The sequence below is a fragment of the Colwellia sp. BRX8-5 genome, from assembly GCF_014077325.1.
Taxonomy (GTDB): Bacteria; Pseudomonadota; Gammaproteobacteria; order Enterobacterales; family Alteromonadaceae; genus Colwellia_A.
Genome location: NZ_JACGVR010000029.1, coordinates 23,138 through 39,100, shown reverse-complemented (window position 1 = coordinate 39,100; position 15,963 = coordinate 23,138). Strand labels below are relative to the sequence as shown.

The window sequence follows — 15,963 nt, the reverse complement described above, 5'->3', positions numbered from 1 at the left end:
ATATCAATGACGTTAACTATAAATAGCGTTAGCTCAATAATAGAGACAACAGTGAAAAAACAGGCAATACCGATAAAAAATTATCTTAGTCGCTTTGCTAATAAGCAATTTAATCGTTGGCTAAAGCGTCGGATACCGCCTGCAAGAAAGCATAAATTATCAAATCATAATATTTTTATTATGCCAAGCCGGTTTGGTGTTGTTTATCTCTTTTTTGTGGTGTTGTTATTCCTTTTAGCAACCAACTATCAAAATAATGTCATCATGTTATTAAGTTACTTAATGGCGAGTGTGTTCATTACCACTATGATGCACAGTTTTTTTAACTTATCGGGTTTGGCAATATCTGCAGATAAAACTGCCCTAGGGTATGCAAATCAAAATATACACTTTCCTATTAAGATATCTTCAGCTAATAAACGTCTTACGATTAACTTTTGCTTTGATGACCAAGCTGTTCTTCATCTCCCTCAAAGTGAACCAGGCGAACAAACTGTTTATGTTTGCTGCTCCTACCCAAACCGAGGAGTATATACTCCGGGTCGGTTGAAAGTGTCGAGTGAATATTCGTTAGGTTTATTTATCACCTGGACAAGAATCGATTTTGACCAGCAATGTATTGTTTATCCTCAGGCCATGTCTTTAAGTTATCGACAAAGTGATTTTGGCGATGCAGAGCAAGAAAATGTATTTTCACAAAGCAGTAAACCGGGTGTCGATGATTTTTTTGAACTTAAAGCCTATCTTCCGGGAGAGCCACTTTCTCGTCTTGCATGGAAACAATTCGCGCGCGGTCAAGGTCGGTTAACTAAGCATTATCACCAACAACAAGGAACAAGGTGTTGGCTAAAGCTTAACGATATGCCCAATCACGGACTGGAGAAGCAACTCGCATACCTGTGTTTTCTAGTCAGTGAATACCACCGTAGCGAGCAAGTATTTGGTTTGGATTTAGTAGCAGAAAAAATACAGCCTAGCCAAGGTGAATTTCATTTTAAAGAATGTTTAATGGCGCTAGCCATTTATCCTAAGTCGCTACGATGATAAATAATACAGTAACAGGTGAAAAATTTAGCTTATTACCTCAACATGCCTGGGTGTTGCTTGTTTGTCAGTGCCTTAATTTAGCTTTACTTGTTAGTGAATTAACCCTCTGGATGTTGTTCATTATTGCTGTTTGTCTATGCTGGCGTGGCTTAACGCTTATTAAGCCAGCAATAAAACCACAGCGACTCATTATCTTATTGCTGGCTTGCTCTGGTTCTATTGCTATAGCACTAAGTGGTCGAGAATTAGGGGTCTTATTAAGCATGTTACATTTGCTTTGCTTTGCTTATGCTTTAAAAAGTTTAGAGTTAACTAGCCGCAAAGATTTTTATCAAATTGTTCTACTGGGTATTTTTATACTGGCATCGGTGCTTATTTTTTCTCAATCCTTATTTTTGTCGCTTTTCGTCTTTTGCTTACTAGTGTTAAATTTAAGCCTGCTGTTAGCCTATTTTTCAGCGTCACTGAACATTAAAAATAATCTTTATCAAAGTGCAATAACAGTGTTGAAGAGTATTCCGCTTGCTGTGGTTTTATTTATCGTTTTTCCTCGAGTTGCGCCTTTTTGGCAAGTACCATCAGCAAAGTCTGCCCAAACAGGTTTAGCAGAAAGTGTTACACCGGGAGATATAGCCAATTTAGCCAGATCTTCAGCATTGGCCTTTCGAGTGAAGTTTTTTACCGATATCCCGCAATACAACCAATTGTATTGGCGAGCAATGGTTATGGATGTTTTTGATGGGCGGACATGGCAACAGAGCAAAAATAGTTGGGCAAATATTGAGGAGCAGGCAAGTTCACTTAGCCTTAGCCGTGCGACATTAAGCGGAGCACAAACCCGTTATCAAGTCATGGTTGAGCCGAGTTATCAACGTTGGCTTTTTTCTTTAGCCGTGGTTGACCCTAAAAGTTTGACTAATAATCAAGTGACCATCAGGCCATTACCCAATTACACCATTATAAATAGTAAGCCTGTTAGTCAAACAACCAGTTATCAAATCAGTAGTTATACTCAATCGTTGCTTGATGCGCCGTTAAGTGACTACCAATGGCTAACAAGTTTACAACTACCCACCGACAGTAACCCCAAGCTGAAAGCGCAAGGCCAACAACTTAAGTTAAACTACCCAGATGAAATTGAACGTGCACAAGCTATTTTGGATATGATTAGAGAACAAGACTTTTATTACACGTTAACGCCGCCTTTATTAAATGGCGCTAAATTAGGGCATGAATTAGACCAGTTTTTCTATCAAACTAAAAAAGGCTTTTGTGTTCATTATGCCAGTGTCTTTACTTTTATGATGAGAGCGTCTGGTATTCCTGCTCGCTTGGTCACTGGCTATTTAGGTGGCGAGTATAATAAACAAAGTGGTCATCTTAGCATCTACCAATATGATGCCCATGCATGGGCTGAAATTTGGGTTAATGGCCAAGGTTGGGTAAGGGTAGATCCCACGGCGGCGGTTAACCCAGAACGAGTAGAAAGTGGGCTTTCACAAATGTTACAGCAAGATGCCCTGTTCAATAACGACTTGCTAAATTTACATCGATACAAACACCTCGCTTGGATCAATAGTCTGCGCTTACAGCTAGATGCGCTAGATTATCAATGGACAAGATTGGTTTTAGGTTATTCATCAAAAAAACAATATGATTTACTTAAACAGTGGTTTGGTGATCTTCGGGCTTGGAAAATAGCGGCAGTTATTGGTGGATCATTAATGTTAATGATGGCTGTGTTGTGGTTAGTTAATTTAAAGAGGGGTAAAGATAAACCGCCGGTAAAATGGTTAGCTCAGTATCAGCAAATAATAACGCGATTAAAAGCTAAAGGCTTAATAAAGCCTGACACTATGCCCGCGAGTCAATTTTCAAGGTTAGTTATTGAACGATTTCCTATGTTATCGAAAAACTTCATTGGCTATACCCAATGCTTTGAGGCACTCATGTATCAAGCATTATCCCCCCAGGAAAAAGAGCAGTGCTTAATCGAAATGAATCGCTACCAAAGACAATTAAAAAAACAATTAAAGCAGCTTAAAAAAACGTCAACGGGCAGCCATTAATTTACTTGATAAGTTGAACTTGCCATTTTACATTGTTTTAGTAGTTGGCTGAACTCATTAATGCCGCGGTCAAAACTGTCAGCAGGTAAGAATAAATGGTAACCAAAAGCAGAAGATAATCGTTCACTTTGATGGAGAAATGCCGCAATGGGTCCTTTTACAGGCTCTCCGTTTGATAGAATAAAGGGCTCAAAATTAATTTGAGCTTGTTCCATTGTCATTAGCTGATGCAATACCCCATAAATAATTAATCCTTGTTGTTGATGGATTAACCTATTCGCTAATCTAACGGAAATGTTTTTAGCAATATTATCGATATGAACCAATCGTATACCGATATAAGGTAATGTTTCACGTTCTATACCAACAACTTCAGCAACAATATTAATATTTTGTATATCTTGCCATGCTAATTGCCAGTGACCATAACGGTGATTAAAGGTTATTTTATCAGGCGTCAAATAGAGGCTAATGGCAGGTTCAAAAAGTTTAACTGCACCTACCAAAGTAATAACCAGACAGAGAAGGATCATAAAAATGTAGGCGAATCTATATGATTGCCAATAATGTTGAGCGAATAAAAGCGTAGTAAGTAAAAGTAACACGCCAAAAATAACAAGAGAGATCCCGTTATGTTTAGCGATGGGTTTAATTATTATGCTTGGATGTTGCACAGCTTTACCAGTCATTTAACCATCATTATTTTTTATTGATAATGCAAATATGCCTAATTATTTGTGCGTTTAACAGCGTATTTTTAAATCTACTGTCTTCAATGTTCATTAATATATGTTTATGTCTGCTTGAGTGCATCATATTATCACCACAAATAACTATATTTATCTGTGGTGTCCTATTCATACTTAAAGGAGATTAGTTTTTTTGTGAGCGCTTATGGTTAAACCATACCGCAGCTTTATAGACAACTAGGACAAATATAGTCCAAAAAATAGCATGATAAAATGCATGAAAAGAGCCTTCACCCAAACCGTGATCATCATGGGCGAATGCTTGCGCCGAAAAGAGGTAAATAAAACTGACAAGTAGCGTTATAAATTTCATGGTTAATCCTTTTTTTAATGTTTAATGTTTAATGTTTACTAGCTATAGATAATGAAGTCGTTATCGCAAAAATTACATCTGCAACATGCCTTCTTTTTCGATAAAGGCTATGATCTCGGCCAAACCTTGTTGTGTTTTCATATTTGAGAAAACAAAGGGTTTATCACCGCGCATTTTTTTAGTATCTCTATCCATCACCTCAAGTGATGCTCCGACTAAATCAGCAACATCTATTTTATTAATAATTAATAAATCAGACTTAGTGATACCCGGACCTCCTTTACGTGGGATTTTATCTCCGGCTGAAACATCAATAACATAAAGGGTTAAATCGGAAAGTTCAGGGCTAAACGTTGCGCTTAAGTTGTCACCGCCACTTTCAATTAATACAAAGTCTAGAGTAGGGTGAAGTTCTTGTAGTTCGTCAATGGCTGCTAGGTTCATTGAGGCATCTTCACGAATCGCCGTATGAGGACAGCCACCTGTTTCAACGCCGATAATTCTGTCTGCTGCGAGAGCGTCATTTTTAGTTAAAAATTCAGCATCTTCACGAGTATAAATGTCGTTGGTGACCACTGCCATATCATATTTATTACGTAGTGCTAAACATAGCTGTCGTAATAATGCGGTTTTTCCTGAGCCTACCGGGCCGCCAACACCAATGCGTAAAACTTGTTTTATCATTTTTTATTTCTCTTTTTATTTTTATAAAGCATGTTATTAATCAACTTAATATATTAAGAACGAAAAAGTCGTGAATATTGTGTTTCATGCCAAGCACTTGCCATGGCTAAGTGCGGCAGACTGGCACCAATATCGTTATCTGAAATACCGTTTGATTTTTCAATAATTAATGGCGTCTGTTCAGATAATTCAAATAGGAGGTTTTGTGCCTGAGTTTGCCCAAGAGGCACTAGTTTTGTCGCTGCTGCGACTTGGTTGTCGATGTATGTCCAGCAGTAACCACTTTGTGCTGAAATTAAATCTAACTTAAAGACATAAGCGCAAAGCGCAAAAGCACTAACAAAGCTGATTTCTTTAAGCGTTATTATTGCTTGATAAGCGGCTAAATTAAGGTTGTTTAGCTGTTTTATTAATCTTATTAAGGCTTTGCCCATTGCTAAATCAGCCAATAATAATTCATGACTTTCTCGACAAGCAATTAAATGGTTATTCCAGTCGTTAAAATCGTCAAAATCATTTATTGATAAGGCGTTAAATAATCGTTTTAAAATGGCCAAATCGGTTTGTGCTATAGACTCCTCTAAATTAATCTTTATCCAACTTGCGGTCGTTTCTGATGATGTTAACCAACCCATTTCAACGCCATATTCTAATGCTTGTGAAAACGCAAAACCGCCCACGGGTAGGTTTGCGCTGCATAACTGTAATAACCGATTAAGCTTAATCGGCTCGGCGAGTGTTATTTCTGCTGGTACTAGTGACACAGGTTTCACCGCAGGTTTAGTGTGCATGGGCGTGGCCGTGGCTACTAACGCCATAAACGCCATTTTCAGGTTCAAATATTGTTGGGGTATTATCAATCGTTAAACCATATTTTTGTGCAAGTTCTTCTAATACGTGGTCGGGTTTAAAACGTACCCATAACTCGCCTATTTGCAGTGAGGTGTGGCGATTACCTAAGTGATAACAAACTTTACAAAAGGTTAACCAGTCAGTTGCAATGGCGGTTGATACAGGCTCCGCTTGACCTTTTATTTCAATGAATAATCCACAGTCAGTTTTTAGTACTTCACCGACTAATAATGGTTGTCCACGCGCCATAAAAATACCTATGTCTAAACCACCATCCGTTTTACCTTTAATACGTGCTTTTTTACGGGTGTCTTGATCTAAAGTTATTGAGTCAGCTATATTATGGTGAGTATGGTCAAAACGCTGATGTGCTTGTAGCATGTAATTTCCTAATCTTTTAGTTTTATTGAATCACTTATTTCTTATTTAAAATAGGCAGTAAAGTTGTGCAAGTGGCAAGGTTACCGCAGGCTCACAGGTTAATAATTCGCCATTGGCACGTACTTCATACGTTTGAGCATCAACGTCTATTTTGGGCTGCCAACTATTATGAATCATGTCGTTTTTACCAATGTTTCGAGTGTTTTTACAGACACCAATCATCCGTGTCATACCTATTTTTTCAGGTACATTAGCGTCAATAGATGCTTGTGACATAAAGGTCATTGAGGTTTTGGCTGAGGCACTGCCATAGGCTGCAAACATTGGGCGGAAGTAGACTGGTTGTGGTGTTGGAATAGACGCGTTTGCATCGCCCATTGGCGCTGCTGCTATCATGCCGGATTTTAAAATTAGCGCAGGTTTTATACCAAAAAATGCCGGTTTCCATAGCACTAAATCAGCTAGTTTCCCGACCTCAATAGAGCCAACCTCATGGCTAATGCCGTGGCTAATTGCAGGGTTTATAGTATATTTAGCGATATAGCGTTTTATACGAAAGTTATCATTTCGTTCAGTATCGGGAGCTAATGGTCCTCGTTGTTGTTTCATTTTATGTGCGGTTTGCCAAGTACGAGTGATCATTTCACCGACTCGCCCCATGGCTTGTGAATCAGAAGCGATCATACTAATAGCGCCTAAATCATGCATAATATCTTCGGCGGCAATACTTTCCTTGCGAATACGTGAATCAGCAAAAGCAATATCTTCAGGGATAGACGGGTCTAAGTGATGGCAAACCATTAACATATCCAAATGTTCATCAATAGTATTAATGGTATAAGGGCGTGTTGGGTTAGTGGAAGATGGTAAAACATTAGCCTCACCACATGCTTTAATAATATCAGGTGAATGCCCACCACCAGCCCCTTCAGTGTGATAGGTATGAATAGTACGACCTTTAAATGCCCCTAAGGTGTCCTCAACAAAACCAGACTCATTTAAAGTATCGGTATGAATCGCTATTTGAACATCGTAACGCTCGGCAACCGATAAACAATTATCAATTGCCGCGGGTGTTGTTCCCCAATCTTCATGAAGCTTTAAACCACAAACACCTGCTTCAATTTGCTCTTCTAGGGCAAGTGGTAAACTTGCATTACCTTTGCCTAAGAAACCAAAATTCATTGGGAAATCGTTTGTTGCTTGCAGCATTTTATGAATATACCAAGGACCTGGTGTGCAAGTTGTCGCCTTAGTACCCGTTGCTGGGCCTGTACCTCCACCAATCATAGTCGTAACACCGGACATGAGTGCTTCATCTATTTGTTGCGGACAAATAAAATGTATATGGGCGTCGATACCGCCTGCGGTCAGTATTTGTCCTTCACCGGCTATAACCTCCGTACCGGGACCCACTTCAATATCGATATTGTCTTGAATATCAGGGTTGCCTGCTTTGCCTATAATAGCGATACGACCCTCTTTAATACCAACATCAGCTTTAATAATCCCCCAGTGATCAAGAATAACGGCGTTGGTAATCACTAAGTCAACGGTGTCAAAGCATGACGCTTGGCTTTGTCCCATGCCATCTCTAATAACCTTTCCCCCGCCAAATTTTACTTCTTCACCATATTGTGTGAAGTCTTTTTCAACCTCTAACCATAAATCTGTGTCGGCTAAACGAACTCGGTCACCGACTGTTGGTCCAAACATATGTGCGTAGGCGTTTTTATCAATACTGGCCATAATTATAAGTTTCCTTGTATTTCACCGCGAAAACCAAAGATCCTGCGTTTGCCTTGAAAGGCAACCAGGGTTACTTGGCGTTCTTGCCCAGGTTCAAAACGAACGGCGGTACCTGAGGTGATATCTAAACGATAACCTTTGGCGTGTTCTCGATTAAAATGCAAGGCAGGGTTTACTTCAAAAAAATGATAATGAGAGCCAACTTGAATGGGTCTATCGCCAGAATTAGCCACCGTAATTTTCAATCGTTCACGGCCGACGTTGAGTTCGCGTTCGCCTTGGTCTGTTTTTATTTCACCTGGGATCATCTTTGCTTCTCTTGTGTTTAATGTCTAACTAGATCTTATGTAACCTTCTATAGAGGTTTAGTTAAATAATAGGATTATGAACGGTGACAAGTTTGGTACCATCAGGAAATGTAGCTTCTACTTGTACATCAGGAATTAATTCTGCAACTCCTTCCATGACTTGATCTCGGGTTAATAACGTGCGGCCATAATCCATCATTTGAGCGACAGTGTTACCATCTCTGGCCCCTTCAATAATCTCCATTGAAATATAAGCCATAGCTTCAGGATAATTTAATTTCACACCACGCTTTAAGCGTCGTTCTGCTAACAATGCGGCAGTAAAGAGCAATAATTTATCTTTCTCTCTTGGTAATAAGTCCATGCTGTTGCACCTTTATTTATTTGTTTGTTTATTTAATAGTAAGGGAGTCATTAAGTGTCTGATCAGGTATGCCAAATACGCGGAATGTTCGCTGGTTTTTCTAGGTATACCGGTCTGATTTTTTGCCATAATTTAATAAAAAGTGCTTTGCATTCTTCACTATGCTCACCTAAATAACGTATCACTAATAACTGGCGTATTTGGCTGATACTCACTTTTTCTTCGGCGTTTTCTTCAACCATACAGTCGCGTAATTGCGCTACGAGTGCTTTATTGTCAGCATCGCTAAGTAGACCTGCTGGGGCATAAGCTAAAAAAGTGGCAAAAACACTGTGGCTATTTAAACCTGCGATGTGTTGATGTACTCCACTGCTAGGTTTTATCGAAATTCTATCGTGATAAATTAAAGTGTTTTCACAATAAACACGGTTTAATTGGCTATAACTGCCATATTTAAAGGGTTGATTTGAAAGGGGTAAGCCCAAACAGGTAATATCCCAACCTAAATAAGCGCTATCACTTTTAAAGTGAACATCAACAGTATTAAATCCATCAGCCCCCTCATAAACGATCGTTTCTAAGGGGAAATTTTCACACTTCGCCTGATGGTTAATAATAATGTCAAGGTGTTGAACTTGTTTGGGATCACCAATTGTTAGGTTTGTTCTAGCGCGATAAAAGCGGTTAGCACCAGGCGTAGTTATTAAACTGTGGGCTTGTCTGTTGAGTTTAATGTTAATGTTTAATTCATCACCCGACACTATGCCCGCTGGTGGGTGTAACAGATAAATATGTGCACAGTCGCCTCCTTCTGGGTAGAAAGCTTTTTGCACGCTTAATGGTCCATTGCGTTGAGTACGGGTAAGTTGAGTGCCAGTCGATGTAAAACTAAACTCTAAAGATAAGCTGGCAAACCATGCATTTTTAGGCGCAGGGTTAATGGGGAAATTATTGATGGCTGGCTTAGCTGTCATGGTTATATGGGCTACTTTTTATTCTAACTTTCGCTGAAAGTAGAAGAGGGTGCATGGCTAAAGCTGTTTTGCACAAACTACGCCAAATAATAAAAGTTAATTATTTCAGTGTTATAACGAGATTGATTGGCTAAAAAAATAATGTCATCTAAGAAAGACTGTTTATTTGTTAAGTTATTGTTTTTACTTTTTTTATTACGCTGGTGTCAAAGACAATGTCAGTTTGACTTAAGGGTTTAATTGCGTTTAGAAGACAAAGGTTTAGCTGTGAATTAAATTAAACGCTTATCATGGCGGCTCGTTCACCAATAGAATCATTGAGGGTATTGCACCGCTATGGTGCTTGCGCTTTAAAATGGAGCGATTAATTGAGTATTAAAAATAAACAGTGTGTTAGTGATTGTTTAAGTTATTGTATTTAAATGTTAAATTTTAATTTTATATGGTCTGTAATGTGCATAGACGTTAATGAGTTAAATTTTACTATACATCAACAGATGAATTAAAAGGATAATATGGACGCTATACTTGTTATTATTGCAGTCTCGTTAGCACTTGCTAGCGTTATCAATATAGTATTAACCAAGTTCTCAATTTCGCACATTATTGGCTACATTATTACCGGCACCATAGTAAGCAATATTTTTGATTTCAATGGCAGTGACAATATTCATTCCCTTGAGCTTATTGGTGAATTTGGTATTGTTTTTCTTATGTTTACGATTGGCTTGGAAATGTCTTTTGCGAAGCTAGGTAAAATGAAGGAATTGATATTTTTTAATGGTTTTATCCAAGTTACCTTTAGCGCTATTGTTATTTTTATACTTGCATTTTATCTTTTTAATATTGAACCGATACCCTCATTAATTATTGCGCTTTCATTTAGTTTATCTTCAACGGCTATCGTATTACCTTACCTGAAAAAATCAAAAGATATAGTGACGCCCTATGGTAAAAAATCAGTTGCTATACTGGTCTTTCAAGACTTAGCCGTTATCCCTATTTTACTCTTAATGGGTTTTCTCTCAAATAATGAATTGTCTCTAACCGATGTGCTGCTAAAAACTTTTTTGTATGCCAGTGGTATTCTTATTTTTATGTTCACTATAGGAAAAAAAATAATTGCTTGGTTACTGCATTTTTCATCGAATGCGCTAATGGAAGAACTGTTTTTAATATCGGTATTTACTATCGTATTGGGGGCATCAATTATTGCTCATAACCTCGGTTTTACTTATTCTTTAGGTGCGTTCATTGCGGGGATGATTATTGCCGAAACTAAATTTCACATGAAAGTTGAATCGGATATATCTTCATATAAAGATCTTTTTTTAGGTGTTTTTTTCTTTTCTATTGGCACAAAAATAGACGTTGATTATTTTATAACTCATCTTCATTGGGTGATGAGTGTACTCGTCCTTGTTATGATAATAAAAGCGACGATTATTTATATTTTGATGAGAAAAAAATCGAATAAAAGTGAATCAGTTAAATCTGCTGTTGCCTTATGCCAAGTAGGGGAGTTTTCTTTTGTGATTTTTGCTATGGCAATAAGTCAAAACCTGATAGCAAAAGATTTAGCGAGTTTTCTGATATTGGTTACTGTTTTATCTATGATATTAACCCCTTTTATGGTCAGTAATATTTATAAATTAGCCGCACTTTTTGTCGTTGAATTTTTTGAAGCTGATAAAATAACCACCGTAAAGGTGACTAATCACACCATTGTTTGTGGTTTTGCTATTTTAGGTCGCATTGTAGCGAAAGAACTGACAAATAATGGCATCAACTTTTTAATTATTTCTGATAATTTACAACATGTATTATTGGCAAGAAAGCGTGGCTATAACGCTTATTTTGGTCACCTAGATAAAACGCCCGTACTTGAATCATTAAAAGTAGAGCAAACAACTAGTATCATTATTACGGTAAACACATTAAAGAATAAACAAATAATTTGCCAAGCCGTACTCGATTACTATCCTAATGCAAACTTAGTCGTTAAAGTGAATTCACTTGAGGAGAAAAAGGCACTGGCGGGCATTAATATTAACTTTTTTGTTCATGCACAACATGAAACAGCGGTGCTATTAGTTAAAAAAAGTATGGTTTGAATTGAAGTTTATAACCTGAGTAATAATAATTTTTTAGCTTGATTAGGGCAGTAATAATCCTATAGGCAAAAGTTTTTCGTCACTAAAACCTATTAAAAACCGGTAGAAGACATAATAATATTATTTTAGTCCGCTTTATATCTATAATAATTTCACTTTCATATAGAAATTCATCAATAAAATTTAGCCAATAGACCTTGAATAAGTTATTGATTATTTGATCTAATATTTAGTTAATGTGAATATAGGGTCTATACTTGGGCAGAGATAATATCCGACAATTAATTAATGGGTTAAGCTAGCCTCGTTGTCTTAGAGATAGTCAGGTCATTGCTGAAATCGCCGCTGGGCCTGCTAAAGGATTGTAAACAAAATAATATGACTAATATTAAAACCCTACAACAGAAAATTAAACGTCGTAACTCATTAGCGATAGCTTTAATTGCTGCGTTAATTAGCCTGTCATTTTTAAGTTTGATGCTATTATTTAATCAACAAGCCAAAGATGCTGAAACGATTAATCTTGCTGGCGGCCAAAGAATGTTGTCACAAAAAATAGCTTACCTAGCCATTCAGCATTATCACAATATAACTACGGCTGAAATTGATGAGAAGGTGACAAAAAATCTCTTTGATACGGTCAAATTGTTTACGACTAACCAGCAACTTTTAACAATGATGGTGGTAAACGAATCTAATAGCATGCCTAGTGAATTATACTCATGGTATTTTAACGCGCCGACTGAGCTTAACAAACGGGTCAATCACTTCGCTGAAAGTGCTATTGCGCTTAGTCTGACTCAAAACAAAAAGAATGCTGAGGCAATAGTTAAAGAAAAATTCAATCCAGGGGCTATTAATAATTTACTGATTTCTTTAGATTTAGTCGTTTCCAAAATAGAGCAACATACTAATCAGCGTATAGTTAACATAGAAAGACTCGAAGCATTTTTATGGCTGGTCTCAATGGCTCTATTATTTGCGATAAGCTTCTTCATTTTTAGGCCGCTGCAACGACTCATTAGCAATTATCACCATGAACTTTCACTTTCTAAACAAAAAAGTGTCGAGTTAATGCTGGCGATAAATAAGCACGCGATTGTTTATCGAGTCAATGTCGATGAAAAGGGTACGTTAACGGAAGTTAATCAACGTTTTCTTGATTTCTATCGTTACCGTGAAGAAGAGATCCTTGGTCACAGTGTTGTTGAAATCTGCGCTTCAAGTTATACCCAAGATGATTATAAAGATATATTACAAAAAGCGGTCGCTAAAGAATATTGGCATGGCGAATCCATTAATAAAATTAAAGGTGGCCGAGAGCTATGGTTAAGTACCACCATAGTGCCACTGATTAACAATGAGAATAAGGCAGAATCTTTTATTGTTATTCAGAACGATATTAGTGGTATTAAGCAAACTGAACTGACTCTTAATAAACTCCATAAAATAACCTCGGATATAGACAAAAGCTTAATTGATAAAATTCAAAACATTTTAGAGCTTGGAAAAAAAATATTTAATTTGCCGCTTGCGTTGATCAGTGAAATTCATCATCAAGAATATCGAGTTGTCTATTGTCATACTCCGAACAATGAAATTAATCCTGGAGATATTTTTGATTTAGGCAATACCTATTGTTTTCATACTTTACATGCAAACCAGCCTATTTCTTTTTACCATGCTGGTCAAAGTGAAATAAAAGATCACCCGTGTTATCAAGCTTTTGGTTTAGAAAGCTATATTGGTGTGCCATTGACTGTTGATGGCAAACTGTTTGGCACATTAAATTTTTCTGGCCCTGAACCTTCGGCAAGGCCCTTCACCACCAGGGAATTAGATTTAATTCAATTGTTTTCTCATTGGATAAGTGCAGAGCTAACACGTGTTAAACATAAAAATAGATTGCTAGGGCAACAATCTTTAATGGAAGAAATGGCACAGCAAGCTCGCATTGGTGTCTGGGAAGTTGACCTAGTCAACAACAATGTTTACTGGTCAAAAATGACTAAAGTCATTCATGAAGTGCCCAATGAGTATCAACCAGAACTATCTCAGGCAATTAATTTTTATAAAGAAGGAGAAAGTAGAGAGAAAGTACAAGCGTTAATTGCCAAGTGTATGAATGACGGTAGTGCTTACGAGGAAGATATGCAGTTGGTCACTGCCAAAGGTAAAGAAATTTGGGTGTCTGCTCGTGGTCGTTCCGAGTTTACCGATGGAAAATGTGTGCGTTTGTATGGCTCATTTCAAGATATTACTGATAAAAAGATAAGCCAACAGCGTATTAGTCTGCACAACCAACGAATGAGATTAGCAACAGACTCTGCCGGTATCGGTGTGTGGGAACTTAATTTGCTTAGTAACGAATTAAAGTGGGACGACTGGATGTTTAAGCTTTATGGTGTCGACCGTCAATCAGCTTTAAGTGCGCAAGATGTTTGGGACAAAGGTGTACATCCTGAAGATATCGAGAAGGCCGGTCGTGAATTCATTAATGCAATTAAAGTATACGGTCAGTACGATACACAGTTTCGAATTATATGGCCAAATGGCGAAATAAAGTATATTAAAGCAGCGGCGATTATCAGTTACGACAATAATAAAAAACCAGTATCAATGATAGGTGTGAACTATGACGTTAGCGCAATCGTTGAGAATGAAATCGCGCTTATTAAAGCGAAAGAGCAAGCAGAAGTAGCGGTAACCGCTAAAAATGAATTTTTTGCCAGTATGAGCCACGAAATACGAACACCAATGAATGGTGTTATTGGTATGCTGGATTTAGTTAAAGACTCTGTGTTAAGCCAAGAACAAAATCACCGAATCGGTATCGCCCAGCAAAGTGCTCACTCGCTTTTAGCGTTAATTAACGACGTTTTAGATTTCTCCAAAATAGACGCTAATAAGTTAGAACTTGAAAATGTGAGTTTTAACATACGTGATATGGTTGGTGACTTAGCCGAATCTTTTGCGCAACAAGCTCAGCACAAAGGCTTAGAGTTAATCGTTGACCTTGTTGATATTGAAGAGTCGCTAGTGGTTGGCGATCCTAATCGACTTCGTCAAATATTGACCAATTTATTAGCTAATGCTATTAAGTTTACCAAACAAGGCGAGGTGGTTATTCGTCTTTGCCAGCAAAATCACTCGACAACGCATTGGCGAATTATTGCTGAAATATCTGATACTGGTATCGGTATACCAAAAGATAAGCAGCAAGGATTGTTTGAAGTGTTTAGTCAAGTTGATGCCTCAACAACACGAGAATATGGCGGCACAGGGCTTGGTCTTGCTATCGTTAAAAAGCTTTGCTTATGTATGCAAGGCAGTGTCGATGTTGATAGTAACCCAGGTGAAGGTAGTACTTTTAGCTGTGATTTATTGTTAGAAAAATCAGCGGATTCTTTATTGTCTCAACCTGTAAAAGCTTTGCAAGGCAAACGTGTGCTGGTTATAGAGCAAAATCAATCCTGCGCTAACGTTATTAAACGCCAATTAAACTGCTGGCATGTAGAAGCTGATATCATAACGACCTTACAACCTGCGCTCACAGCTCTTAATAAGCAAACAGAAAATGACCACTATGATTTGTTGATCATTAATCAACAACTTGCTGATTTAGATGCTTTAGCATTTGTTAAAACAGTGCGCTTGAATCCGGTGCACAAAAATCTAAAAATAATGTTTATGACGCTAATGAGCATTCAGCATAATTTAGCCGATAGCACGGCAAGTGGTATTGATGGTTTTTTTCCTAAACCGGTAATTACCACCGATTTACAACGAGCATTAAACACTTTATTAGCTGAACCTGAAAAACAGCTCATCAGTGAAGTGACCACGGCTAAATTAACACGTTTATCTAATGAGGATAGTAGCTGGACAAAAAAGGTTAAATTACTACTGGTAGAAGATAATCGAGTTAATCAAATGGTTGCTATGGCGGTATTGAAAAAAATAGGAATAACCCAATGTGTTATTGCCATTAACGGTAAAGATGCCATTGAAAAGCTTAAAGCAAGTGATGAGAGCCAGCCATTTACTTTTATTTTTATGGACTGTCAAATGCCTGAAATGGATGGTTACCAAGCGACAGCCTCGATTAGGCAAGGTAATGCCGGAGCTCGCTATTTAAGTATTCCTATCGTTGCTATGACGGCCAATGCGATGGTTGGAGATGAAGAAAAATGCTTGTCTGCAGGGATGGATGATTATTTGGTTAAGCCGATCAACAAAGAACAAGTGAAAGAGGCAATCAAAATATTTCAATTAAAATAGCTGCTAGGTGTAAAAAGTTAAACCAATATTGAGCGTAAAAAAATAGCAAAAATCGCGTAAGAAACAGCCGTATTAATA

General features: G+C 37.6%; 13 protein-coding genes. 4 read left to right on the top strand and 9 right to left on the bottom strand.

The window, feature by feature from the left end:
- Positions 1-6 precede the first annotated feature (6 nt).
- Together H4J62_RS15835 and H4J62_RS15830 are read left to right on the top strand one after the other, a co-directional pair.
- Positions 7-1,044: a DUF58 domain-containing protein gene (locus H4J62_RS15835; RefSeq protein WP_182217034.1), complete on the top strand. Its 1,038-nt coding sequence runs from the start codon at positions 7-9 to the stop codon at positions 1,042-1,044.
- Positions 1,041-3,116, top strand: a complete 2,076-nt coding sequence (locus tag H4J62_RS15830; protein ID WP_182217032.1) for a DUF3488 and transglutaminase-like domain-containing protein — start codon at positions 1,041-1,043, stop codon at positions 3,114-3,116. The genes H4J62_RS15835 and H4J62_RS15830 overlap by 4 nt, the downstream gene beginning before the upstream one ends.
- Here H4J62_RS15830 and H4J62_RS15825 read toward each other — a convergent pair.
- The 9 genes from H4J62_RS15825 to H4J62_RS15785 all read right to left on the bottom strand — a co-directional run bounded on the left by H4J62_RS15825 (position 3,113) and on the right by H4J62_RS15785 (position 9,490).
- Positions 3,113-3,805: a DUF2982 domain-containing protein gene (locus H4J62_RS15825; RefSeq protein ID WP_182217030.1), complete on the bottom strand. Its 693-nt coding sequence runs from the start codon at positions 3,803-3,805 to the stop codon at positions 3,113-3,115. The genes H4J62_RS15830 and H4J62_RS15825 overlap by 4 nt on opposite strands.
- A gap of 184 nt (positions 3,806-3,989) precedes the next feature.
- Positions 3,990-4,178, bottom strand: a complete 189-nt coding sequence (locus tag H4J62_RS15820) for a hypothetical protein (RefSeq protein WP_182217028.1) — start codon at positions 4,176-4,178, stop codon at positions 3,990-3,992.
- 72 nt (positions 4,179-4,250) lie between these two features.
- A complete protein-coding gene (gene ureG / locus H4J62_RS15815; protein WP_182172872.1) occupies positions 4,251-4,862 on the bottom strand; it encodes an urease accessory protein UreG in 612 nt (203 codons plus the stop codon).
- Between the two features lie 53 nt (positions 4,863-4,915).
- Positions 4,916-5,653 carry an urease accessory protein UreF gene (locus H4J62_RS15810; RefSeq protein ID WP_182217026.1) on the bottom strand — a complete coding sequence of 246 codons (738 nt, stop codon included), beginning with the start codon at positions 5,651-5,653 and terminating at the stop codon, positions 4,916-4,918.
- Complete coding sequence (locus H4J62_RS15805) at positions 5,643-6,095, bottom strand: urease accessory protein UreE (RefSeq protein WP_182217024.1); 453 nt, start codon at positions 6,093-6,095, stop codon at positions 5,643-5,645. Before H4J62_RS15805 ends, H4J62_RS15810 begins: the two co-directional genes overlap by 11 nt.
- Positions 6,096-6,140: 45 nt before the next feature.
- The gene (gene ureC / locus H4J62_RS15800) at positions 6,141-7,844 is read right to left on the bottom strand and encodes an urease subunit alpha (RefSeq protein ID WP_182217022.1); all 1,704 of its coding nucleotides are present in this window, start codon (positions 7,842-7,844) and stop codon (positions 6,141-6,143) included.
- A gap of 2 nt (positions 7,845-7,846) precedes the next feature.
- Entirely contained in the window at positions 7,847-8,152 is a 306-nt protein-coding gene (locus H4J62_RS15795) for an urease subunit beta (protein WP_182217020.1), read from the bottom strand.
- 61 nt (positions 8,153-8,213) lie between these two features.
- A complete protein-coding gene (locus tag H4J62_RS15790; RefSeq protein WP_182217019.1) occupies positions 8,214-8,516 on the bottom strand; it encodes an urease subunit gamma in 303 nt (100 codons plus the stop codon).
- A 62-nt stretch (positions 8,517-8,578) separates the two neighbouring features.
- Entirely contained in the window at positions 8,579-9,490 is a 912-nt protein-coding gene (locus tag H4J62_RS15785; protein ID WP_182217017.1) for an urease accessory protein UreD, read from the bottom strand.
- 515 nt (positions 9,491-10,005) lie between these two features.
- Between H4J62_RS15785 and H4J62_RS15780 the strand changes: the two genes are divergently transcribed.
- Both H4J62_RS15780 and H4J62_RS15775 read left to right on the top strand, forming a co-directional pair.
- Positions 10,006-11,604: a cation:proton antiporter gene (locus H4J62_RS15780; protein ID WP_182217015.1), complete on the top strand. Its 1,599-nt coding sequence runs from the start codon at positions 10,006-10,008 to the stop codon at positions 11,602-11,604.
- A gap of 378 nt (positions 11,605-11,982) precedes the next feature.
- Positions 11,983-15,885: a response regulator gene (locus tag H4J62_RS15775; RefSeq protein ID WP_182217013.1), complete on the top strand. Its 3,903-nt coding sequence runs from the start codon at positions 11,983-11,985 to the stop codon at positions 15,883-15,885.
- The last annotated feature ends 78 nt before the right edge of the window (positions 15,886-15,963 follow it).